This window comes from Actinomyces sp. (genome assembly GCF_030530635.1).
Taxonomy (GTDB): domain Bacteria; phylum Actinomycetota; class Actinomycetes; order Actinomycetales; family Actinomycetaceae; genus Actinomyces.
On the sequence record NZ_JAUMUL010000002.1, the window covers coordinates 140,337 to 163,114 of the forward strand.

At 65.4% G+C, this 22,778-nt stretch carries 12 protein-coding genes and 1 pseudogene; 7 read left to right on the plus strand and 6 right to left on the minus strand.

The genetic code is table 11. The features are described from left to right. Positions 1–23: 23 nt before the first annotated feature. From Q4A20_RS01380 to Q4A20_RS01395, 4 genes are read left to right on the plus strand one after another with little or no spacing between them, the layout of a single operon-like run. A complete protein-coding gene (locus Q4A20_RS01380; RefSeq protein WP_303119322.1) occupies positions 24–2,651 on the plus strand; it encodes an SDR family NAD(P)-dependent oxidoreductase in 2,628 nt (875 codons plus the stop codon). After that, on the plus strand, positions 2,614–3,456 hold the full coding sequence (locus Q4A20_RS01385) for a 4'-phosphopantetheinyl transferase superfamily protein (RefSeq protein WP_303119324.1): 843 nt from the start codon (positions 2,614–2,616) through the stop codon (positions 3,454–3,456). The genes Q4A20_RS01380 and Q4A20_RS01385 overlap by 38 nt, the downstream gene beginning before the upstream one ends. Further along, complete coding sequence (locus Q4A20_RS01390) at positions 3,434–6,202, plus strand: beta-ketoacyl synthase N-terminal-like domain-containing protein (protein WP_303119326.1); 2,769 nt, start codon at positions 3,434–3,436, stop codon at positions 6,200–6,202. Before Q4A20_RS01385 ends, Q4A20_RS01390 begins: the two co-directional genes overlap by 23 nt. Then, complete coding sequence (locus Q4A20_RS01395; RefSeq protein WP_303119328.1) at positions 6,189–7,718, plus strand: MFS transporter; 1,530 nt, start codon at positions 6,189–6,191, stop codon at positions 7,716–7,718. Before Q4A20_RS01390 ends, Q4A20_RS01395 begins: the two co-directional genes overlap by 14 nt. A 921-nt stretch (positions 7,719–8,639) precedes the next feature. Here Q4A20_RS01395 and Q4A20_RS01400 read toward each other — a convergent pair. Next, positions 8,640–8,855 carry a DUF3107 domain-containing protein gene (locus Q4A20_RS01400; protein ID WP_303119330.1) on the minus strand — a complete coding sequence of 72 codons (216 nt, stop codon included), beginning with the start codon at positions 8,853–8,855 and terminating at the stop codon, positions 8,640–8,642. A gap of 231 nt (positions 8,856–9,086) precedes the next feature. Between Q4A20_RS01400 and Q4A20_RS01405 the strand changes: the two genes are divergently transcribed. Together Q4A20_RS01405 and Q4A20_RS01410 are read left to right on the plus strand one after the other, a co-directional pair. Beyond that, on the plus strand, positions 9,087–12,599 hold the full coding sequence (locus Q4A20_RS01405) for a UrvD/REP family ATP-dependent DNA helicase (protein ID WP_303119333.1): 3,513 nt from the start codon (positions 9,087–9,089) through the stop codon (positions 12,597–12,599). Next, entirely contained in the window at positions 12,596–16,054 is a 3,459-nt protein-coding gene (locus Q4A20_RS01410) for an ATP-dependent DNA helicase (protein ID WP_303119336.1), read from the plus strand. Before Q4A20_RS01405 ends, Q4A20_RS01410 begins: the two co-directional genes overlap by 4 nt. Here Q4A20_RS01410 and Q4A20_RS01415 read toward each other — a convergent pair. The 5 genes and pseudogenes from Q4A20_RS01415 to Q4A20_RS01435 form a co-directional block, all read right to left on the minus strand. Next, positions 16,048–17,256: a phosphotransferase gene (locus tag Q4A20_RS01415; protein WP_303119339.1), complete on the minus strand. Its 1,209-nt coding sequence runs from the start codon at positions 17,254–17,256 to the stop codon at positions 16,048–16,050. The two genes, Q4A20_RS01410 and Q4A20_RS01415, sit on opposite strands and share 7 nt — an antisense overlap. Before the next feature lie 237 nt (positions 17,257–17,493). Further along, positions 17,494–17,676 (minus strand): annotated as a pseudogene (locus Q4A20_RS01420) (hypothetical protein); the annotation flags it as partial. A 611-nt stretch (positions 17,677–18,287) separates the two neighbouring features. After that, entirely contained in the window at positions 18,288–18,737 is a 450-nt protein-coding gene (locus Q4A20_RS01425) for an ISAs1 family transposase (protein ID WP_303119341.1), read from the minus strand. After that, positions 18,689–18,922, minus strand: a complete 234-nt coding sequence (locus tag Q4A20_RS01430; protein ID WP_303119380.1) for a hypothetical protein — start codon at positions 18,920–18,922, stop codon at positions 18,689–18,691. Before Q4A20_RS01430 ends, Q4A20_RS01425 begins: the two co-directional genes overlap by 49 nt. Then, the gene (locus Q4A20_RS01435) at positions 18,906–19,442 is read right to left on the minus strand and encodes a transposase family protein (RefSeq protein ID WP_303119343.1); all 537 of its coding nucleotides are present in this window, start codon (positions 19,440–19,442) and stop codon (positions 18,906–18,908) included. The genes Q4A20_RS01430 and Q4A20_RS01435 overlap by 17 nt, the downstream gene beginning before the upstream one ends. 395 nt (positions 19,443–19,837) lie before the next feature. Here Q4A20_RS01435 and Q4A20_RS01440 point away from each other — a divergent pair, with 395 nt between their 5' ends. After that, on the plus strand, positions 19,838–22,549 hold the full coding sequence (locus Q4A20_RS01440; protein WP_303119346.1) for an ATP-dependent RecD-like DNA helicase: 2,712 nt from the start codon (positions 19,838–19,840) through the stop codon (positions 22,547–22,549). Positions 22,550–22,778: the final 229 nt, after the last annotated feature.

Genomic DNA, 22,778 nt, shown 5'->3' on the forward strand with positions numbered 1-22,778 from the left:
TGGCGCAGTGTCTTGCTCTGGCAGTGGCACCTGCTGAGGTTGTCGAGCCCGAGCCGCAGGCCAGTGAACCGGAGGTCGCGATGCGGTACGTGCCGCGGGCACTGGTACGAGATCTGGCCCAGTCCCCGGGCACTCCCAGAGACCTGCACGGCCTTCGGCTGCTCCTGCTCCCCGCCACCGACCAAGACCTCACGGACCGTACCAGGAGTCTTCTTGAAGCCGCCGGAGCCGATGTCTGGGTCAGCGCGGTGCCGGCGCCGGACTCCGCCGCCGACGCCGCCCAGGCCGCTATGGTCGCCGAGCTGGCCGCCGAGCACCGTCGCTGCGGACCGCGCGATGGGATCATCGACCTCGCCGGCTACGGACCCTTCCGAGACGCCCTAGAGCTCGACACGGCCGACTTCTCGCTGGCCTGGCACCGGCAATACGCCCAGGTGTTCAGCGTGTGCCAGGAGTACTTTGATGACCTGGACTCGGCGGCAGACCGGGCTGTGGTCGCAGTCCTTACTAACTGCGGAGGCGGGTACGGCCTCAAGCTTGCATCGGCCGGCGACACCTTGGGGGCGATGAGCATCGGCTTCGTCAAGAGTCTCGCTAAGGAACTGCCCCAGCTCAGCCTGTGCTTAGTCGACGTCGACAGCTCTTGTGGGCTCTCGGCAGCCGATAAGCTGGTCGCTGAGCTTGCCACAGGGGCCGAAGATGACGAGGTCAGCTACCTGGGTGATCAGCGCCACGTCATCAAAGTGATTCCGACGCCGGTCCCGCCAGCCCCCGATCGCCGTGACGTGAGAGAGGGAGCAGTCGTCTTCACCGGCGGGTCCCGCGGGATCGCCTTAGAGTGCGCACTCGCGTTCGCCAGCAGTGACCTGGCATCTATGACCGGACGCCCCAGCCCAGTTGTCATCCTCGGCCGATCCCGGATCGATGATCCCGTTTCCCAGCCTTACCTCGAGTTAAGTGACGAGGACTTCTCCGCAGCACAGTCCGAGATCATGGCTGCACTGCACCGCGATCACCTTGCCAGCCGCCCCGTAGAACTGCGCCAGAGGTTCCGTAAGATTGCAGACGACAGGCAGCTGTGGCGAACGCTCTGCCGACTCTCCGCAAACTCTGTTCCCATTGAGTATCTCACCTGCGACGTGAACGATGCTGATCAGGTGGCTCAGACGCTTACCGACATCCGTTCGCGGCACGGTGGCATACGGGGCATCGTCCACGCTGCTGGGCTGGAGTCGCTGGGGCAGCTACCGAAAAAGAGTTATCCGCTAGCGGTTAAAGTGGTCGAGACCAAGCTCCAGGGCTTCTACCACCTGCTGCGCGCGGCGCACCCGGCCAGCCTCGACTTCCTCGTGGCTTTCACATCGATTTCGGGACGGTTTGGAATGGACGGGCAGACCGAGTACACCGCCGGTGCGGCCGCCGTCTCAGCTCTGTGCAGCCAGCTCTCCCGCTGCTGCCCGACTACGCAGGTGGTGGCCATCGATTGGACCGCATGGGCCGAGGTCGGTATGGCCACGCACCACAGTGTCCAGGAGGTCCAGGAGCAGCAGCGCGGGCTGCGTTACATGCCCTTGGCTGAAGGCTGCCGGCACTTCCTTCGCGAGCTTTCGGGCGGAGGGTCCGACTCCCAGGTGATGATCTTTGGTCCGCTCGGCACTAACGAGCCGCGTTCAGCGCTCAGCTGCCTGACCGACGACCGTACGGCAATCGCCGAGCCGATCAGCTACAGCAGTATCGTGGACCCAGGGGCTTTCCCGATGATCGAGACCCGGTCTCAGCAATCTGCGACTCAACAGGTGTTCACCCGCCGCCTCGACCCGCGGCTTGATGGGATGCTTACCGATCACCTAGTGAAGGGCACGCCCACACTTCCCGGTGTTTTCCACGTGGAGGCGATGGCAGAGGCCGCGCGGCTGGCCACCGGACGTAGCGACCTGATGATCGAACTTGCGGAGTTCCAGAACTTTGTCAAGTGCCCAGAAGGCCGGGTCTGTGACCTGGAAATCACGGTATCTATGGCGCAGCCCGATCGCGTCGAGACTTCGATCCGGGCTGACGTGGTGAGCCCCGGAGGTGTCGTTCTGATGCCCGGACGCCAGCGTTCTCACGCAGTCTTCATCCCTCAGCGTCCGATGTCTAACTGTCCGTATGACTGGGGCCGGTTGATGACCGACAGGGAGACTCAGATCGATCTCGGGCTCTACTATGCAGCTGCCGAGCCCATCATCGCCTTCGGGCCCGCCTTCCGCATGTTGCGGGAGTCTTGGCGTACCAGCGACGGCGTTTTGGTGGGGTTGTTCGACCTGTCCACCGACACTCGTCCGCTGCTGCCTGAGGGTGCCGCCAGTTTCTGTACTGAGCCGTTGTTGATTGACAACGTAGGCCGGTTGGGGCTGATTGATGTCTTCCACCGCTTCGGTGACCATGTGGTCCCCGTCAACGTGTCGGGCGCGGTCATCCGGCAGCCCGCAGCCGGACGGACGGAGGTGGTGGGGTACGCCGAGGTCGAGCCGGAGGGACCTGGCGAGTACGCGATGCGGCTTCGCGTTGCCGACCTTGATGGGACCCCTCTGATCGAGGTTGACCGGATTCTTCTGCAAAGGATGAACAAGCATGCTGTGCGTCGTAGCCTCGCTCATACTGCGGCGTAGCGAGCAACCGTTCGCCGAGATGTTCGACGTCAGGATCGGTAATGGGCTGCGAGGGCGGGTACGGCCGGTGTCGGATGGGAAGTCTCTGGCGATACTTGGCTCGGATCCTACCCGTGGCTGGCCGCTTCTTTGCGAGACCAACGGACTGAGCCGGTTGCGCCATCCGGGCCGTAGGGCGCAGTGGCTGACTGGACGACTGTGCCTGCAAGACCTTGTCCTGAGCGTCGACCGCCTTGCTGCCGTAGGGCCGCGCCTGGTGCGGCAGGAGGCCGGTGCCACCGAGGAGATCGGACGGCCCATCGTCGTGGACGGACAGCGTAACCAGCTAGTTGAGGTGTCGGTGTCGCATTGCCGGGACTACTCCGTTGCGGTCCTGTCCCAGTCGCGCTGTTCAGTCGACATTGAGCGCAGGGCGACGATCAGCGCCGCATCAGCCCCGTACCTGTTCGGCATCGATGAACACCTGCTGGCCAGTTCGGTTCTCCGAGAGGCAGACTTGCCGGACCGGCCGACGGTCTACTGGACTCTCCTCGAATCCTTAGGGAAGCTCTACGGTCGTCCCAGCTACGGCCGTGGCCGGTTCCACGTTATCGCGCCACAATCCCACGACCCCGCCGGAACCCTGCGGTTCGGGTCCGACCAGCCGGCGGTCAGAATCCAGCGCCGAGCGCGCGCCAGTATCACGGTGTTTCCAGACCACGTGATCTGCACGGCCACGGCGGATCCCCGCGTCGATCCGGACCCCTGGACGTCGAGCCACCCGACACCATCTGGAGTAAGCCATGTCATCTCACATCGATCCTGAGCCCACGCTGATTCCGATCGCCATCGTCGGTGCCGGCTGCGTCCTGCCGCCAACCTCGACCTCACTGGCCAAGTACCGCCGCAACCTGCAAGAAGGTCGGCTGGGGATCTCCCCGACCCCGCCTGAACGCTGGAACCGTGATGATTACTACAGCACGGACCGGCACGCCCCAGAGCGCACCTACTGCACCCTGGGCGGCTTCGTGGACGATTACCGATTCGACCCGACCCCGTACGCACTGGACCCCGAACAGCAGAAGACGATCGCCCAGGCGAACCGCACCCAGCTCTTCGCGATCGATGCCGCCTTGCAAGCGCTGACCGCGGCCGGGTTCGACCGGGAACGGCTCCGTGCCGCTCGCGCTGAGCTATACCTGGGGAACATGCTGGGAGACGAGCAGCTCGCCGACTACTCGTTGCGGCATCGCGCCGACCGTCACTGTGCTTCCCTGCTGCACTCCCTGGGGGCACCGGATGGTACGACTCCTGACATCTGGACGACTGCTTGGTCGAGCGCCGCGGATCGGCGGTTCGGGCCCGTGCTCCCGGCACCACGGCAGGTCTTGGCCAGCGCTCTGGCGCCTGTGGTGGCCTCGGCCGTCGGGATCCATGGAGGCTCGGCGCTGGTTGACGGCGCCTGTGCTTCCGGATTGCTGGTGGTTGATGTAGCGGTAGCCGCTCTTCTGCGTGACGATCTGGACCTGGTGGTCGCGGTCGGAGCCATGGCCAACATGGGCGTTGCCGGGAACGTCTCCTTCGCCAAGATCGGTGGGCTCTCAGGCAAAGGCAGCTATCCGTTGTCCGATACCGCCGACGGCCTGATCCCGGGTGAGGGATCAGGGGCGGTAGTGCTCCGGAGACTGGACCGGGCCCTTGCCGACGGAGATCCGGTGGTCGGAGTGATCCGAGGCGTCGCGACCCGCTCTGATGGTGCGGGAAAGGCGATCTACGCGCCTTCTTCTCGTGGCCAAGTGGCAGCGATGCGTGCGGCACTGGGCCAGGCGGGGCTCACCGCACGAGACCTTGATTACGTGGAGGTCCATGCGACTGGGACGCCGACGGGCGACACTACGGAGATCGAGTCCATCGGTCAGCTGGTAGCGCAGGACGGCCGCTGTGAGCCGTTGACGATCGGCTCTGGCAAAGCTCTCATCGGGCACGGCTTCCCCTCAGCCGGGATCGCAAACCTGGTGAAGATTCTGCTGAGTTTCGAATACCAGCGGTTTTTCCCGACCTTCGGGGTCGAGGGTCCGAATCACGGCCTGGTCGAGCAAGGCGGCGTGTTGCGGCTGCTACCCGAGGGCGGCGAGTGGACACAGCACCCAGGCCACCCACGGCGGGCGATGGCAAACGCGTTCGGATTTGGCGGGGTGGACTCGTCGGTCCTAGTCGAGCAGTTCGACCTCGGCTATCACAAGGCGCTGGCTGCAGATCCGAAGCTGGCCTTAACAGCGCCAGATACAGAACAGTGGCTGGCCGTAGTTGGGGCTTCTGTTCTGCTACCTGGGCTGCCCGCCAGTGATGGACTGCCCGACTCGGTTACCTTTGAGCGGGCCTGGACTGCACTGTCGGACCCGTCAACTGGTGTGGCCGACGACTTCCGCTTCCCGCTCCGCGACGTCAAGATTCCACCCAGTACCCTGAATCAGACCGACCGTGCCCAACAGCTCTTCCTCACCACGAGTCTGCACGCACTGCGCCAGGCGAATCTGATGTCGGGGCGTACAGTCGCTCGGCCCGACCGGATCGCGACCGTGGTCGCCACGGCATCCGGCTCTGAGGCATCGCTACACCGCAATGAACGGATCCGAGCAATCGAGTTCCAGCAACTGCTGGAGACCACGGGATCAGAATGCGGCGTAGAAGGCGCTGTCCTGCAGGGGTGGCGGTCGGCCCTCGACGGCGCGTTGATGGCAGAACCGGATGCGACAACCGAAGCGGCGCTGCCTGGCTACATGGACAACATCGTCGCCGGCCGTGTGGGCAACAGCCTCGACCTGCGTGGGACCAATTACGTCGTTGACACCGACCTGTCGTCGTTTGGCGCCGCAGTGCGCTGCGCTGAGCAGGTACTGAGCACAGGCACCGTTGACCATGTTCTTATCGGTGGAGTGAATGCCGTGGTGGCGCCTGAGATGGCGGAGGTGTGGTCACAGCAGTTGGGGGCTCCAGTCCACCCGGTGGAGGCGTCAGTCTCCCTAGTTGTCGCCCGAGCCTCCGACGTCGCCGACGCTCGTCAGGTACTCGGCTACCTGCAGGTCACCGTCCAGCCTTCGTCGGACGCCCCTGAGTCCCGCCCGTTCACTGCGCTAGGCGCAGACGGTGCCCTGTGGGCCGCACGGCAGCTGATTACGATGGCCGCCGACCAAGGCACTGACGGAGGCCAGACGGAGCTGCGTTCGGCTTTCCAGGCGACCGCTCACCGGCTGCGGGTAGCCCGACAGCCATTATGGAAGACTCCCGTAGCGCCGGTCCCACCAGCCCGGGCTGCGCTAACGCCGACCTCGCCGATCATCGTCGAGGGAACCGATCTGGACGACCTGATCTACCAGCTTGAGAACAGCGTTGGCCGGCCTGGCCGGGCTACGGCCCCGGGCGGGCTTCGGTTGGTGGTCGACCCCCTTCACGACCACCCGGCGGGCCGCCTCCGCGAGTTGGCGGCATACCTCACCGATAGTTCGGAGCACCCGCAGTTTTCCCTTCCCCCCTTCTCGACTGAAATGCGAGGCCATCATGGTGATCACTGATTCCCCCCGGCAATCGGCACGTTCGCGGGGTGCGTTCGTCGCCCTTTTGGTACTTTGCCTGGCAGAGTTGGTCGGTGTGATGGACAACACCATCATCAATGTGGGCATCCCGACCCTGGGCCGGGCATTCCACGCGTCCACATCCCAGTTGCAGTGGACCGTCGATGCGTACACCCTGGTGTTCGCCGTACTCATGCTGCCGGCTGGCTACCTCGGTGACCGGATCGGACGGCGCAAGGTGCTGATCACGGGCCTGCTGGGCTTCGCCGTGGTCTCAGCCGCATCGGCCCTTGCGACTAGCGTCACGACCCTGATCTGGCTGCGCGTGATGCTCGGCCTGTGCGCGGCGTTGGTATTCCCGGCGACCTTGTCGCTGATCTCGATCATCTTCAAGGGTACTAAGCACCATGCCTTGGCGGTGGGGCTGTGGGCGGCGACCGCCGGTCTTGGGATCGCCCTCGGTCCCGTCGTGGGCGGGCTGCTCCTGCAACACTTTAGCTGGCCAGCCCTGTTCTGGATCAACATCGCGATCGTGCTCCCGGTCGCCGCGGCGTCGCCGTTGCTGGTCCCGGAGTCCCGGGGTGTCGACCTGGGACGCTTCGATGGCGTTGGGGTGGTCCTAGCGATCTCTGCTCTGGGCCTGTTCGTCGGGTCACTCATTGAGGGCCCGCAGATAGGATGGACCAGTGCCCCGATCTTGGGTGGACTTGCCGCGTCGGCCGTGCTGGCTTGGGCGTTCATCACTTGGGAGCTCCGCGTCGAGTCCCCCTTACTGGACCTGACCCTGTTCCGGGCGCCGAATGTCGCCACCTGCAGTTCGGCGATCGGCCTCGCATTCTTCTCGCTGTTCGGGTTCACGTTCGCGATTACGATCTACTTCCAGGCCGTACGGGGGTATAGTGCCTTGCAGGCCGGGCTGGCGATTCTGCCATTCGCGGCCGTGATGGGTGCGGTCTCACCACTGGCTCCGATACTGGCCCGCCGCTTTGGGACCGGGCGGTGCGTCCCGACCGGGATCGCGCTAATGGGGGTCGGTTTTTGGATCGTGTCCTTCGCCGACGCCACCAACTCGTACTGGGTAGTCATGGTGCCGGCCATGGTCTTCATGGCCACGGGCCTGGGGCTTGCTCAGGGGCCGGCCACCGACATCATCCTGTCTGCGGCGCCGAGCGACGAAATCGGTGTCGCGTCCGGAGTCAACGACTCAATCCGGGAGGTTGGAGGCACAATCGGGGTCGCTCTTCTCGGCTCGATTCTGTCCTACGTGTACAAGACACAGATGGAGCCGGTGATGGCGCAAATGCCCGGACTGACCGGGGCGGAGAGTTCGATCATGGTGGCTCAGCAGGTCGCCGCTACCCTTCCCGATGCCGCCCGGCAGAGCCTATGGGCCTCAGCATCGGATGCATTCCTGTCCGGGCTGCACCTTAACTGCCTGATCCTGACCGGACTGACTCTGACGGCGTCGGTGCTGTTCGCCGTGAGGTTCGCCCGGGCTGAATCGCACGGGGTTTGATGGATGCAGCGAACGCACGGAAGGAGCACTGTCGGGACTGGTACATAGGTAAGTACTCCGAGAATTGCGGGAGCGGGGTACTCGGATGAGGCGGAGGCCCGGCGGGATCCGGGGCTTGACAACACGTCAAGGGACGCCCCGTACAGCTCTGTTTCGGACAGGTAACCTCATCGTGGGTGTTGCAGGCCGGCCCGTTGTCAGTCAGGACCGATACGAGCGGCCCGTACTGGGTCATGGCGGCTGAGTACGCCGATGGTGTCAGTGGGGTTATCCGCCCTCCCCCCGGGTGGTTATGGCGATGCAGAGTCGGGAGGCGTCGTCGATGATCTGGTAGACGGCCTTGGCCCGGTCGGCCTCGAAGGCATCCAGCTGCCGCAGCTGGCATGTCCTGGACCGGGCGAAGCTGGTGTAGGAGGAGCGGGGGCGTTTGAACCGCTGTACACGCGACAGGTCTTGAGAGCAAGGATAGGGTTGATGGCGGCGACACCGGGTAGGAGACTTATGCATTGCTGCTGTAGGTGGAAGTGGATGGTAGTGCCGTCGGCCTCCAGGCCCTGGTCGGTCAGCTCGGCGTGAAAAGCCGCCACCGCGACTTACACGTCGGCCACATAGCGGCGGGCTGGGCGGTGTGGGGCGCGTAGGGCCGACCGGTTTGACTCCATACTCTGTTCTTCTCGCCACCGCGAGCGGATGTGGTAGAAGCTGCGCTCAGACACATCCATACGCTCGCAAAACGCCTGGGCGGTCTCGGACTGGGAGGGAATGAACTTCACGATCTTCAAACGCTTGGAAAGCCTGATCTCACGCGTTATCCCCCGGCGTCCCTGAGATCTCTCATGCCTTCTCGCACTGCCAGAAGCTATGAGACATGACAATGGTTACATCAACTGAACTCGGCGGAGGGGGAGAAGCGGACTGGGGTCAGATGCCGAAGCCGACGCGGCGGGGAGAGGACTCGCCAACCTCGATGTAAGCGAGCGAACCTGCCGGGACGAACACCTTGCGGCCCTTGTCATCGGTCAGAGTGACCGCGGAGGTGGCGGCGTCAGCCACGGCCGCGAGGACCTCCTCCTGGGAGGCGGAGGTCTCCACCGAGAGCTCGCGCGTGGAGTGCTTTATTCCAATGGTGACCTGCATGGGTGCTCCTTCAATCAGGACCGGGGCTGCCCGCCAGCGTGCGGACGACCGCGGTGGGGTATCTGTCCTGATCCTACGGGTGTCGCGGCCCCCGTCTGTCCGCCTGAACGCAGGAGTACCGGGCATTTCGCGCCGCGCGGACACCATGGCTGCGGCGTCAGCGACGATCTGAGGCTCAGGTGCCGCCAAGGGTTCTCAGTTCGTGTCGTACCTACGTGATGAGATGGGCTCATGACCAGTTCCGTCGGCGCCCCTCGCCTCCTGCCTCCGCTCGGGCAGCCCCCGCTGCCCGCGCCGGACGCCTCCGCCGCTCGGGTACTCGCCGGCGCCGCGGACGGTACGAACCTGGTGGTCCTCGGAGCCCCCGGAACCGGCAAGACCACCACCGCCCTGCGCCTGCTGATCGAGGCAGTGACTACCCGCCGCCAGGAAGCCGTCCTGCTCGCCCCCACACGCGCCCGCGCCGACCGCCTGCGCGAGCGCGCCTCCCACCTGCTCAGCCTTGCCGGCGCCTCCTCCGGCACGGTCCGGGTACGCACCCCCGCGTCCCTGGCGCTGACGATCCTGCAGACCTCGCTGACCCAGCGGCCTGATCCCTTGCCCGCCCCGGTGCTGCTCGCCGGGGCGGAGGAGGATGCCGCACTGGCCGGATTGCTCCGGGGCACCTCCTGGGGGGAGCTGCCCGCCCAGGCCATCGAATCCCACGCCTTCCGCACGGAGCTGCGCAACCTGCTGGCCCGTGCCGGTGAACTCGGCATCGGTGCGGACCGGCTCGCTCAACTCGGAGCGGAACTCGATGTCCCCATTTGGAAGCGCGCCGCCGAACTGCTGCGCACCTGGGATGCGCAGGGCCGTCCCAGTGCCGCCAACCGTTCCGCCGTACGCAAGATGGATACTGCCCGCCTGCAGGATCGCGCCCGCGAGGTTCTGGCCACCTGGGAGGCCGACGGCGTGCTGGTGCCCCGTCCGATTCCTGACGTTGTCATCGTCGATGACTATCAGGACTGCACTGCTGCTACCGCCCGCTTACTGGTGGCGCTCTCCGAGCCCGACGCCGACGGTCACCGCGCCCAGATCGTCGCCCTGGGCGATCCCGACGTTGCCGTCGAGGTGTTCCGCGGCGGCAACCCCAGCCTGCTCAACGCCGCGGAGGATCGCTCCGGACTGGCCGCCCAGCGGCTCACACTGGACGCAGTCCACCGCGGCACGCCCGAGCTGGCCCGGGTGTGGGCCGCCCAGGCAGAGCGCATCCCCATCACCGGCACCGCCACACATCGCCACCCGCAACTCCCCGAGAACATCAAGTACCCCCACGGCGCAGGAGGCGCCGCCCCCAGCGGCGTCGAGACGCTCATCGCCTCCGGACCTTTGCAGCAGACCGCCCAGATCGCCCGCATCCTGCGCAGCGAGCACGTCCACCACAACACCGCCTGGGACCAGATGGCGGTGATCGTTCGCTCAGCAGGCACCGCTCGCGCGGTCAGCCGTGAACTGCGCCATCACGGCGTGCCTCTCGACTCCAGTACGCCCGCAGTCCTCCTACGCGCCGAGCCCGCCGCGGCCGCCATCATCAACGCCTGCCGGGCCGCGCTGGCCGGCGGACTCGGTGACGCAGACTCACCCCCGGAATGGGCCACCGCCTTCGAACTGCTCACCAGCCCCCTGATCGGGCTTACCAACCTGGACCTGCGCCGGCTGCGTCGTCGTCTGCGCGCCGACCGCCCCGCCGAGGCCGGACGCGATGAGAACCTGCTCGGCGTCCTGGCCACTCCAGAGGCCGCCACCGCCCTGGTCCAGGAACTCGCCGACGAGCCTCTGGCGGAACAGGTCGCGAGGCTGGAACGTGCTGCCCGCGTCGTCGCCGCGCTGAAGGGCGTGGTCGAGACCGCGCGGGAGGACAACCGCCGCGTAGACGTCGAGTCGCTCATGTGGGCGGCCTGGCAGGCCTCGGACTGCGCGGAGTCCTGGCGCACCATGGCGCTGGCACCGCATACACCGCGCAGCGCCGCGCTCATGGCCGAGGCGGCCGAGCACGACCTGGACGTGGTCACTGCACTGTTCAAACGTGCCGAAGTGTGGGCCGAGCGCCACCCCGGGGCCGCGGCAGGAGACTTCTTGAACGAGCTCGCAGCGGAGGTACTGCCCTCGGACACGGTGGCCCCGCAGGGCATCCGCCCACCCGGAGTCGCCGTCCTCACCCCCGCCGCCGCGGCCGGGGAGCAGTGGGATGTGGTGGTAGTAGCCGGGGTCGAGCGGGACGCGTGGCCCGACCTACGACTGCGCGACGGCGTGACCCGCTCCGGCCTGCTGGTCGACGCCATCACCGACCGCCTGCCAACGGGGGTCGGCAGCGCACAGGCAGGGGTGCAGGATCCGGTCGCCGCTCGCAGACAGGTACGCGGCGATGAGCGCCGCATGTTCCTGTCGGCCATCTCCCGCGCCGGCCGCCGCCTGGTGGTTACCGCCGCCGCAGATGCCGACGCCGCGCCCTCACCGTTTCTGCTTGAGGTTGCCGCCGCGGCCGAGCAGAAGATCTTCAACGAGGAGGGCGAACTCGAGGTTGCTGAAGACCTCGACGACCTGACCCTGCCCGGTCTCGTCGGGGAACTGCGCGCCGCAGCCGTCGCGGGCCGTCTGGCCGGGGCCGAGGACGCTGCCCGAGCTCGTGGCCGGCAGGCCGAACAGCTACTGGCAGCGCTCGCCCGCGCCGGCGTGAGCGCCGCCGACCCCGCCAACTGGGCCGGTCTGAGCCAGGCGACCTCAATGACGCCCCTGGTCGATGCGGGCCAGGAGATCCGCATCAGTCCCTCCGACGTGGACGCCATCACCAAATGCCCGCTGAAGTGGTTCCTCCAGCGCAACGGCGGCGGCACCGGCACCAGCGACGCCCAGAGAGTCGGAATCCTCGTGCACGGCCTGGCCGAGCGCGCCGAACAGGAGGGTCTGCGCGGCCAGCCGCTACGCCAGGCCCTGGAGGAGGCGCTGCCGGAGCTGGGCTACCCGGAAACCTGGCTGGGCAACCTCGAACGGCAGCGCGTGCGCGACATGATTGACCGGCTCGACGCCTACCTGGCTTCGGTCACCGCCCCCGCCCTGGTTGAGCAGACACTTGATGTCCGTATCAATCTGCCCGTGCCGCAGGACGGTCGGGAGGCCTGCAGCACGGACGACGTGCCCGGCTCAGCCCTCAGTGTTGCGGACGCGGCAGACCGGGAAGCAGTTTTCTCGAGCAGTGATTCGCGGCCTGCGCCGATGAGGTCCGAAAGCCTGCCCGTGCGCATACGCGGCCGCATGGACCGCCTGGAGTTCCTCGACGCCGCCCCGCCCGATGCCTCCCAGGAGGGAGTGCTGCCTACCGGGCAGGGGCAGCGCGTGCGCGTGATCGACTTCAAAACCGGACGAACGGCGCCCGCAGCGAAGGCGACGGAACGCAACGCGCAGCTCGCCACCTACCGGATGGCACTGGGCGCGCTGGGTTATGAGGTCGATGGCGCCGGACTCGCCATGTTGGGATCACCACCCCGTAGAACCGACCCCGGCGCGAAGGTACTACCGAACGGCATGGTCCTCGCGCCCAGCCCTGATCCGGACACCGGCGAGAAGTGGGACGTCGAACTGCTCGCCCGGGCCGCACTGGATATCTCCGGCTCCACCCTGGCCGCGCGTAGCGGCGAGCACTGCCGAGGATGCTCCTTCAAGGGCAGTTGCCCCGTCAACCCCGAAGGAAGGAGGACCGTGGCATGAGCGCCGCCGCCCTCACCCCCGAAGCCCTCGCCGAGAAACTCGGACTGCCCCGACCCACCGAGGAACAGTCGAAGGTGATCGGCTATGAACTGCGGCCCCTGCTTGTGGTCGCCGGCGCCGGCAGCGGCAAGACCGCCACCATGAGCCAGCGCGTCGTCCACCTGGTAGCCGCCGGCGCCGTTAGCCCGGACCAGATCCTGGGTCTGACCTTCACCCGCAAGGCCACCGCCGAGCTGGCCGAGCGCGTCTCCATCCGCCTGGACCAGCTGGCCGCCAGCGGTGTCATCACCGGTCTTGATGACCAGCCCGAGCCGACCGTGGCCACCTACGACTCCTTCGCCGGCTCGCTCGTGAGCGAATACGGCCTGTATGTGGGCGCCGACCCGGACGCCACCCTCATCACCGAGGCCCGCAAATGGCAGATCGTCACCGATATTCTCGAGCGGCGCACCGCCCCGTTGCCCATTGAGAGCAAGGCGAGCGCGATAGCCGCCGTCCTGCGGGCGGATAACGCCCTGTCCACGAATCTGCTAAGTATCGGCGACGCCCGCGAGCAGCTGACCGACCTGCATGAGCTGTTCACGGGGTTGGCCACCACACGCGGGGTGGCCGGCGATTTCAAGGGCACTGCGGAGGCCATGGAGGCCTGGCTGAGCGTGCTCGATGCCGTGCAGGACTTCCGCGACTACAAGCTCAGGCACGGCATGCTCGACTTCGGCGACCGTCTGGCGTTGGCCTGCCGCATCGCCGAAGCCGTGCCCGAGGCCGTGGCGGCCATGCGGGCGCAGTACTCGGCGATACTCCTGGACGAGTTCCAGGACACCTCCGTCGCCCAGGTGCGGCTTCTGTCCGCCCTATTCGCGGACCAGGGGGTCACCGCCGTTGGCGATCCGAACCAGGCCATCTACGGCTGGCGTGGAGCCAGCGCCGGCGCGCTGGACACCTTCCATGACCGCTTCAACCCCTCCGGTGTGCAGGCCGTCGCCGACGGCGGCAACCCCGAGCTGGCGACGCCTGTGCTGCAACTATCCACCGCCTGGCGCAACGACTCCGCGGTGCTTGCTGCCGCCAATGTCATATCGAGGCCACTGCGCAACGCCGAGTACCAGCCCGGTGATGCGGAGGTCACCCACGTCCCGGTCCGCGAACTGCAGGAGCGCTCGGCCGCCGATGGCCTGGGTGCCGGGCAGGTGCTTGCAGCCTTCCTCACCGACCCGGTGCAGGAGGCGGACGTCGTCGCCGACTTCATGCAGGAGCGCTGGCACCCCAAGGCGGAGCTCGCCGTATTGTGCCGTACTCGCGACCAGATGACGCCGGTGGCCCAAGCTCTTGAAGCGCGTGGCGTGCCCTACGAAGTGGCGGTGTCGGGAGGCATGCTCTCCATCCCTGAAGTGGCGGACATGCGGGCTTTGCTGACCGTGGCCGCCGACCCCGAACGCGGCGACCGACTGATGCGTCTGCTCACAGGAGCCGATATCGGTGCTGCCGATTTGCAGGCCTTGCAGCGCTTCGCCCGAGAGCTTGTGTGCCACCGCGACCGGGCCGACGACGCCGGCGCTCACACGCGGATAGACGACGCCGGCGCGGCACCCGCCGGCCACACACGTCCCGAGGAGGCGGAATCTGGAAACGGAGGTGGCGGCGGTGCAAAGCAGCTCGAAGAGGCGGCCATGTCCGAGGCGATCGAGGAGATCGCCCGCCGGGATGACGCCGCCCGCACACCCGGCCACCGGCGTGCCGCAGGAACGGGCGGTCCTGAGACGACCACGGCGGTCGCCGGGCTCAGCGAGGCGGGCCGCCAGGCGGCGGTACGGATCGCCCGGGCGCTGCGTCGCCTACGTAGCGCCTTCACTCTGCCACTGCCCGACCTGGTGGCCGTGGCCGAGCAGGCCCTGGGCCTGGATGTGGAACTCGCCGCCCGCGTCGGCAACCGCATAGGACGGCGCGCCCTGGACGCCTTCCGGGCCGCCGCCGACCAATACGCAGCCGATGTGGAGGTGCCCACCGTCTCCGGGTTTCTGGAGCTACTCGACTACGCGGAGTCGGAGGAGCGGGGACTGGAGAGCCCTGTGGCCGAGCCCGAGCCCGGTGCCGTACAGATCATGACCGTCCACGGCGCCAAGGGGCTGGAATGGGACTGCGTTGCCGTCATCGGTCTGACCGAGGCGTCTTTCCCCAGCTACAGCACCAAACCCCGCGTGGACGGCATGGTGTCCGACAACTCTTGGACTAGCTCGGTTCGCACCTTCCCCTACCCATTACGCGCCGACGCGGACCAGCTGCCGCCCTTCGAACTCGGCGGCCTGGAGATGCCGCTGGGCCCGGGGATCAACTTGAGCCGGGATGAGAAGGCGGAGATCAAGGAACTCGGGGGGCAGTACCGGCTTGCGCTCGGGCGTCACCTGGTTGCCGAGGAGCGTCGCCTCGCCTACGTGGCCGTCACGCGGGCCCGGCATGACGTGCTGCTGACCGGCTCTCACCTGGTCAAGACCGGCAACACCGTCCGGCCAATGTCCCGGTTCCTGACCGAGCTGCACCGGCAATCGCTGCTCACCCCGTTCGGCCCCGGATTCACCGACGCTTCCGAGGACGCCGTCAACCCCGTCGGGGTCGCGCAGGCCTCCTGGCCGGTGACACATAGCACCGCCCCGGGCTCGGAGCGGGCCGCACGAATCGCCGTCGCCGAGGCCGTCACCCGGGCCATGAGCGAAAGCGGTGCCGATGACCCTGGTGCCGGCGCCCACCCCGATGGCGCCGCCATGACGGACCTGGACGAGCGCATGGCCCGCTGGTGGGAGGATGCCGACCTGCTGCTGGCCGAGCGCGACGCCGCCGCCACCCAAACGCCCTCGGTCCGCCTGCCCGCCCACCTGGCCGCCACCAGACTGGCCGACCTGCGCGACGACCCGGAACAATTCGCACTCGACCTGCGCCGTCCGTTGCCGCCCCAACCGCAGTCCGCCGGACGCCTGGGCACCGTCTTCCATGAGGCCATCGCGCAGCGCCTGAGCAGCCGCGGCGCCCTGTTCAGCCTGGAGGACGCCGGTGTCCCGGACACTCTCGCCGACGCCGACCGCGAGCGTGTGGAGCGCTGGCTCGATGTCGCCGCCACCCACCCGCTACTCGACGGATACAAGCTGATAAGCACCGAGGAGTCCCTGGAACTGAGTGTCGGCGACACGACTCTGCGCTGCCGCATCGACGCCGTCTTTCAGCGGCTGGGCAGCAACCACTATCTGGTAGTCGACTGGAAGACCGGTCACCGGCGCGTACCGGTGGATCAGCTCAGCGTGTACGTGCACGCCTGGTCGGCGGCCCAGGGGATCCCCACCGACCAGATCCGAGCCGCATACCTGTACGTCGATGAACCCGGCGGCCGTGTGGCCGAGTTGGACGCCAACTCACTGCAAACTCTGGAGGCGATCCGTCAGCCGCTCGACCGGCCGGATCAGTGATCCGCTCCCGAGCCGGCCCCATCGGCGGTCGCCTCAGCGCCTCCACGCGTGCCCGCATTCTGCGTGTTGGCACTGTCCTCGGTGTCATCGTCCACCAACACCATCTTTACCTCGCTGGTGGTCGCCTCCGGCTCGGCCGTCTCCTTCTCCCCGGGCACGGGGGCCAGGCGCGGCCCGCGCGGCTCCACCAGGGGCTCATCTCCGACCTGGTCCGCCAGGTCCGCCAGCATCGCCACCGCATCGTCAATGATCGAGTCACTGCGGGAGCGCACCCCGTGCATCAGCCAACGGGCCAGGCTCAACTCACTGGCCAGCTCCGCCCGGTCCCGCAGGTGTCGGTCCACGCCCTCCGCACGTGCCAGATCGTAGGCGGATTCGACCGAGTCCAGACAGTCCACGGGCACCGAGGCGTACACCCAGGCCATGTCCTCGGCGGGGTCGCCCACATGCGCCTGCCCTAGCCCACGCACCGCCACCACCGCGCCGCCCGCAGTCAGCACGTTCTCCGGCGCCAAGTCCCCATGTACCACCACCGGCCGGAACCGCCACAGCGCCGAATCCTCCAGCGCCACCTCCCACCGGGCCAGCAGTGCCAGCGGCACCTTGCCGGTTCCGGCGGCGTCGTCGAGCAGGTTCAGCCAACGGCTGCGCACGTCGTCGGCATCGTAAACGGGCAGCCCCGCCTCGGAGATCACAGAAGTGGGCAGGTCGTGGAACTCGCCCAAGGCCTTACCCAACCCCGCCGACAGCCCCGGGCCCGGGCGCAGCGAGGCCAGGTCGATGGGACGTCCCTCCAGGTGGCTGCGCACCTGAATGTGGCTGCCCTCGGGGCGCAGTGTGCCCGCGGGGCGGGGTACGTTGAAGGACAATCGGCCGTCGTCGACTACCCGGCCGATGCGGCGCAGCACCTCCGCCTCCGCATCCAGGGTCGCGCCGGTCGCGTCGTCGTGGGTTTCCAGCACCTCCCAGTGGCGTCCCTGGGTGTCGACGACACCGACAACTCGTAGAGCGGCCGACTGCTCCTGGGGGAGTGCCAGGCGCGCCGGGTCGAGTCCGGGAACCGCCACTGCGGCCAGGGCCGCCAGGGCGAGCGGGGAGCGCTCACGGGTGGGGGCTGCGGACGCCGGCGTCCCCGATGCTTCGGAGCGCTCCGACTCTGAGGTGTTGGTGGGCTCGGATGGTCCGGCAGGCGATTGCGACATGGTTCCACCGTAGGCGAGGAAGCCGCCAGTCGGGGCGTTGCCGCGCCCTAGACATCGTCTGCCTTTCAGGTGGTTGTCAGGTTTTGTGCCGCCCTACGAGCCTGCCGATCATCTCCTGAGTTTTCCACAGGCCACCGAGGAGGACTGGCGCCGATGTCCAGTCGTGACTTATGGTCGCCACACAGCTGCAGAGCGGCGTTGCCATGGCGGCAGCCAGCTGCCGGGTCGTGCACCCCATCAGGTCCCCTTTATAGCGGCGACTTGGACGGATATGTGGCTCTTCCGGTTTAGGGGTGTAGTAGCTGTTGTCTGAAGCCGCCGGCGTGGATGAGGCTGCGGATGGCGCTTGTTGGTCAGGTTTCTGAATCCGAGGGCGATGCCGCGTAGGTGTTCCAGGCGGCCGTTGACTGCTTCGGTGGGGCCGTTGGAGGTGCCTGGGTGGCCGGTAGCCGGTCTTGAGGGTCTGCATCACCTTCTCCATTCGGGTCTTGCCCTGGGCGGGGGTCTTGGCGCGGTAGGCGGCCATGATCTTCTGATGCGCAGCCCAGGCGGCCTCTGCCGGCGTGTTCTGGGGTTCGGCGAACAGTTGTTCGAGACGTTCCCAGCCGCTGTCGGTTACCAGGCCCGCCCCGGTGCGCAGGAGCCTGCGGGCCTTGACAAGGGGTCGTCCTTACGCCCCCCGCCGCCCGGTGGTCTCGCGCTGGGTGCGGCGGCGGGTAATTAAGGCCAAGGGCCGGCTCATGGAGGCAGCGGTGACCACCAACTGGAAACAAGCCCTCCATCAAACCCGGTGCAGTTCAAACATCTGCGAACACCCCCGTAAGGGACTGGCGCGACAAGGCAGAAGTGGTAGATGATGACACAGCGGCGCGACCTCTCCGGTATCGGTTCTGTTAGCACCACCTATCGTCACCGGCGGGTCGCGCCGCACCCGCACCAACACACCGAAAACCCCTAACAACATCCTACCCGGCCAACAACTTTGCCGACCCCTGCCTACGCACCAGGGGCTCGGCAAAGTCGTTTGATGGTTAGGGGGTTGTTAGGAGTTTGATGGCTTTGGCGGGTCTTCGTGTCATGACGCGGTTGGCTGAGGCGATGCTGGTGGTGGGGTCGTGGTAGATGGTGCGGATGAGGCTGATGGCCAGGTTCCTTAGGGTGGCCATGACCTGGGGTCCGGAGCCGGCACGCAGCTGGTGGCGGTCCTCGTCATAGGTGACGTCCCGAATCCAGCGGACGCGGTTCTCTATGCCCCAGTGCCCGCGGGTCCAGGCGGCCATCTGCTCGGGCTGGGCGTCCTGCATCGGAACAGAGCAGATGAGGTAGACGACCTCGGTGCTGCGCTTGGTCTTGTTGTTCTTCTTGCTGGTGCGGGTGCGGCGTATCTGTAGCACCTGGGCTACCCCGGGAAACTCGACCCACGCCGGGGTTGCTACGGCCTTGATGGTGCGCCGCACCCTGCGCCCGTGAGAGGTGTCCACCCGGTGACGGCGGGGATTTCGGCCCAGGGCAGGGCCTTGAGCTTCGCTCTGAGACTGGGCTGGTTGTTCTTGACGGTCAGCAGGTAGTCGGCGCCGTGGGAGATGATCCACTGTGCTGTGGCGGTCTGGGTGTGCAGTGCGTCAGCAGTGACCACGGCGGCGGTAAGGTCATGGGGTGCCAGCAAGGTCTCTTAGGGCGGGTATCTCGCTGGTCTTGTCGGCCACGCGCTGCTGAGCCACCACCGCCCCGGTGCCCTGGTCAAGGGCCGACAGCAGGTGCGGCGCACCGCCGCCACCATCACCGCCGCCCTCATCGGCGTTTCCGCTGCTGTTGTTGTTCTTGGGTTTGGCGCCGCGCATGGTCTTGCCGTCTACCGCGATCACCAGCCTGCCGCCTATGGTGCCGGTGCGGGTGAGCACCCACGACGCCACCCTGGCGTCGAAGTCACCGGCGTCCAGGCCCGCCAGGGCGCGGCGAATCGTCGACTCGCTGGGCACACCCCGACCTTGCGGTAGCCCCAGGTCGCGTAGCTGGCCGGGAGTCAGATCCCGGGCGTGCTCCCAGATCGCCAGCAGGGTCCGGCACCCGGCCAGCACCCCCACCGCCGCCAAAGCAAGCACAGCGTCCAGGCGGTGGCGAACCCCGCGCCGGCGGCGGGGGTCCGGGACAGTGGCGAACACCCCGGTCAGGGGCTGGCGCGACAAGGGCGTGGTGGGGGCTGATGGCACAGCGGCGCGACCTCTCAGCAGTGGCGGTTTCGTTTGCACCACCTATCGTCACCGGAGAGTCGCGCCGCACCCCCGTAAACACGCCGAAAACCCTTAACAACCCCCAACCCAGACGCCGACTTTGCCGACCCCCTGGCCTACGCACCTGGGCCGAGAAACGGCAAACGCCCTAAGCGACGTTCGGCGCGGCGCATAGCTCCATCAGCTGATTTCGCCCAAGTCTCGTGCTACCATCCGCAGCGGGCGACCTATCTCGTGATGGCTCGGAATCAGAAACACGCAGCATTCCTTGCACAGACAGCCTCGGCACCCACCCAAACCTTAACACCAAATCTCCCACTCACCTATTAATACGCCAACCGGAGGACGTCATGGTCACTGTCGCTGAGCACATCACAAGTACAGACAAAGTCATCTGTGACAACATCGCAACCTTGGCGGACCATCGGCAATTGCTATCGCAGAACATCCTGAGCCAAATGCGGAATTTAGTTGAAGGAGTCGCCGTCTATGTCAATACCGGTCAAGGAGACACCGACTATGATTATCATAAATCCATAAAAAAGGCACTGAAATGGGTCTCCACCCAGGGTGAACTCAACTTCATCACGCACTTCCATAAGCTTCTTCAGCCCTCAGCCTCACACTACACCTTTGACGGCGACACCTCTGAGCGTCTCATGCTCCACTACTACCGGTACCTCCTGCGTCTTCGCAAACTCCTGCACGACAAGACCGGCGTTTCCATTCTGGCCAACCTCGAGTCATTCCCCTTAGACCAGGATCCTGCGCTGACCGAGTATCACAGCAAAATCGCCACCGCAATCCAAAATGCAGGACAACAGTCGCCGAGCCGTCTAGACCGCTACTACATCCACAAAATCCGCCCCTTCGTCACCGGCGGCCAGATCTACTACGAAGTAACCTTCCAACCGGCGGTTGACTGGAGCAATAAGACCCAACGCATTATCGCGTTCACCGACATCGAAATCACGGAAAACTACGCCGCGATGCTCAGTCTCCAGGAGACCACCATCGACGTGTTCGAGCAGCAGATGCCAATCACTCTTATCCGGAATTGGAAGGTGGGCATCCGGCCCGCAGAGATCCAGAACTTCGCCCGTCTGTTTGGTAAACACGTACAAACGGGACGAACAGACACAGCCGAATACAAGTTCATCATGGCAGAACTCACCGCTGGGTCCACGCTACTTGACATCATCGACGCATCAGACGGCCAATACGCTGCAATGCGAAAGCGGGGCATAGCCAATACCTCCAAGCCCCAGATCTTCCCTGCGCTTGACATAGCCCGACGAATCATACGCGACCGAAAGCCGGGGCAAAACATCCTGCGCTACCTTCTGTTGCGAATGAGGAACCGAGAACTCAAGGCTCAGTACGACCGGCAGCAAAACACGCATCTCTCCAACCTCAACCTTGCATACGGCTGCATCCCCTTCGATAAGATGCCCTTCTGTTCAATGCCCGTGAAACACACACCACGGTTCTGGGATCTCATCAACAGCCTCGACCCTGCAGAACGTTGCCACGAACTCGTCGCACGCCGAGTTCAGCGCAATGTTGAAGATCGGGGCGTCCTATACACCCCGCTGTCCGAGCTCACTGACTTTGGCGATGTCAAAACCCTTATCAACAAGTATAATAGGAGACTCTATTACAAGCACCGTCCCGCCCGAGATCTCGTTATCGATAAAGACCACGTATTCATCAAGGGCTACGAAGACGACACCTACAGTATCATCACCAAGCTGCAGTCCTTCGCCACGCACGGAGTCGCTGGTTACACCACAGCCGTCACGAAGTGGCTCGATACCACCGCTCACGACTTCGATGATGTGAAGAAAAGAGAAGCCCTCGCGTCCCTATTCGCCCAATCTCGCGTGGCACTTATCTACGGAGCTGCCGGTACTGGCAAGACACGGATTATCGATCACATAGCCAGTTATTTCGCCAGCAACAGGAAGCTGTTTCTTGCCCACACCAACCCTGCGGTAGAGAACCTCCGCCGACGTGTGACCGCACCAAACTCCGAGTTCCGCACGATTGCGAGCCATAACGCTCAAACCCGTGGCAGCTTTGACCTGTTGGTTATCGACGAGTGCTCCACGGTTAGCAACAGTGACATGCTCAGAATTCTGAATGGCACCGATTTCAAACTCCTGGTGCTGGTCGGCGATGTCCACCAGATTGAGGCAATCCGGTTCGGCAACTGGTTCAACGTCATCCGCTGCTACATTCCCACAACATCGGTCTTCGAACTGGAGACACCATTCCGCACCTCCGAGCAGTCCCTCATCGACTTCTGGAAGGAGGTACGCAACCTTGAGAAGACGATCCCCGAAACGATCGCACGGAACCACTATTCCACGAAGCTTGACGCATCCCTCTTCGATCTCCACTCACCTGATGACGTCATCCTCGCACTTAACTACGACGGCCTCTACGGTATCAACAACATCAACCGCTTCCTGCAAGCTAGAAACCCCAGCCCGGCCGTGGCTTGGAAGACAGACGTCTACAAAGTCAACGATCCGGTACTGTTCAGCGATAACGAGCGCTTCCGCGGCCTCATTTACAACAATCTAAAGGGAACAATAGCAGCCGTCCAGGTGTCCAAGGGCCGCATCGAGTTTGACATCACGCTTGACCGCCCTGTCACGGAACTCGACACGGAGGGTTACGATGACCTCGAATGGGTTACAGACTCCACAGTCCGGTTCTCGGTGCACGACCGGGATTCCAGCAACCAAGACGAGGACGAGGACTACGACAGCTCCACCGTCCCCTTCCAGATCGCCTACGCTGTCGGTATCCACAAGGCGCAAGGCCTGGAATATGACAATGTTAAGATCGTCATTACCGACGCCAACGAAGACGACATCACCCACAACATCTTCTATACGGCCATCACTCGAGCTCGTAAACACTTGTGCATCTACTGGTCACCCGAGACCCAACAAGCTGTCCTGCGTAGCCTCCACGCCAACGAAGCCGGCAATGATGTTGCACTGCTGTCGACTCGCAGGGGACTTAAACCGCTCAGGAAGCTCAAGCAATAGTGAGCCTTTCTCATCAGGGTTGAGGGCGGGGGCAAGGGATCGTTGGGGTGGTACGGGAAGGTGGGTGTCTCGTTAGTGGGTGCACGCGGTGCCTTCCGACAGCATGTGTTTCGACCAAAAAATGTGATGTCTCAGGACATCTGTGACAGTTCTGCCTCAGGACATCGGTGACAGTGTCAAGCCCCGGGTTTCGTAGAGGGTGTTTTATCTGGCGCCGGTGGTTGCCGGC

Excerpts from the sequence above, each read along its gene's own strand:
- Q4A20_RS01385 (WP_303119324.1), top strand. The coding sequence starts at position 2,614 with ATGCTGTGCGTCGTAGCCTCGCTCATACTGCGGCGTAGCGAGCAACCG.
- Q4A20_RS01415 (WP_303119339.1), bottom strand. The coding sequence starts at position 17,256 with ATGTCGCAATCGCCTGCCGGACCATCCGAGCCCACCAACACCTCAGAG.
- Q4A20_RS01440 (WP_303119346.1), top strand. The coding sequence starts at position 19,838 with ATGGTCACTGTCGCTGAGCACATCACAAGTACAGACAAAGTCATCTGT.
- Q4A20_RS01390 (WP_303119326.1), top strand. The coding sequence starts at position 3,434 with ATGTCATCTCACATCGATCCTGAGCCCACGCTGATTCCGATCGCCATC.
- Q4A20_RS01405 (WP_303119333.1), top strand. The coding sequence starts at position 9,087 with ATGACCAGTTCCGTCGGCGCCCCTCGCCTCCTGCCTCCGCTCGGGCAG.
- Q4A20_RS01395 (WP_303119328.1), top strand. The coding sequence starts at position 6,189 with ATGGTGATCACTGATTCCCCCCGGCAATCGGCACGTTCGCGGGGTGCG.
- Q4A20_RS01410 (WP_303119336.1), top strand. The coding sequence starts at position 12,596 with ATGAGCGCCGCCGCCCTCACCCCCGAAGCCCTCGCCGAGAAACTCGGA.
- Q4A20_RS01400 (WP_303119330.1), bottom strand. The coding sequence starts at position 8,855 with ATGCAGGTCACCATTGGAATAAAGCACTCCACGCGCGAGCTCTCGGTG.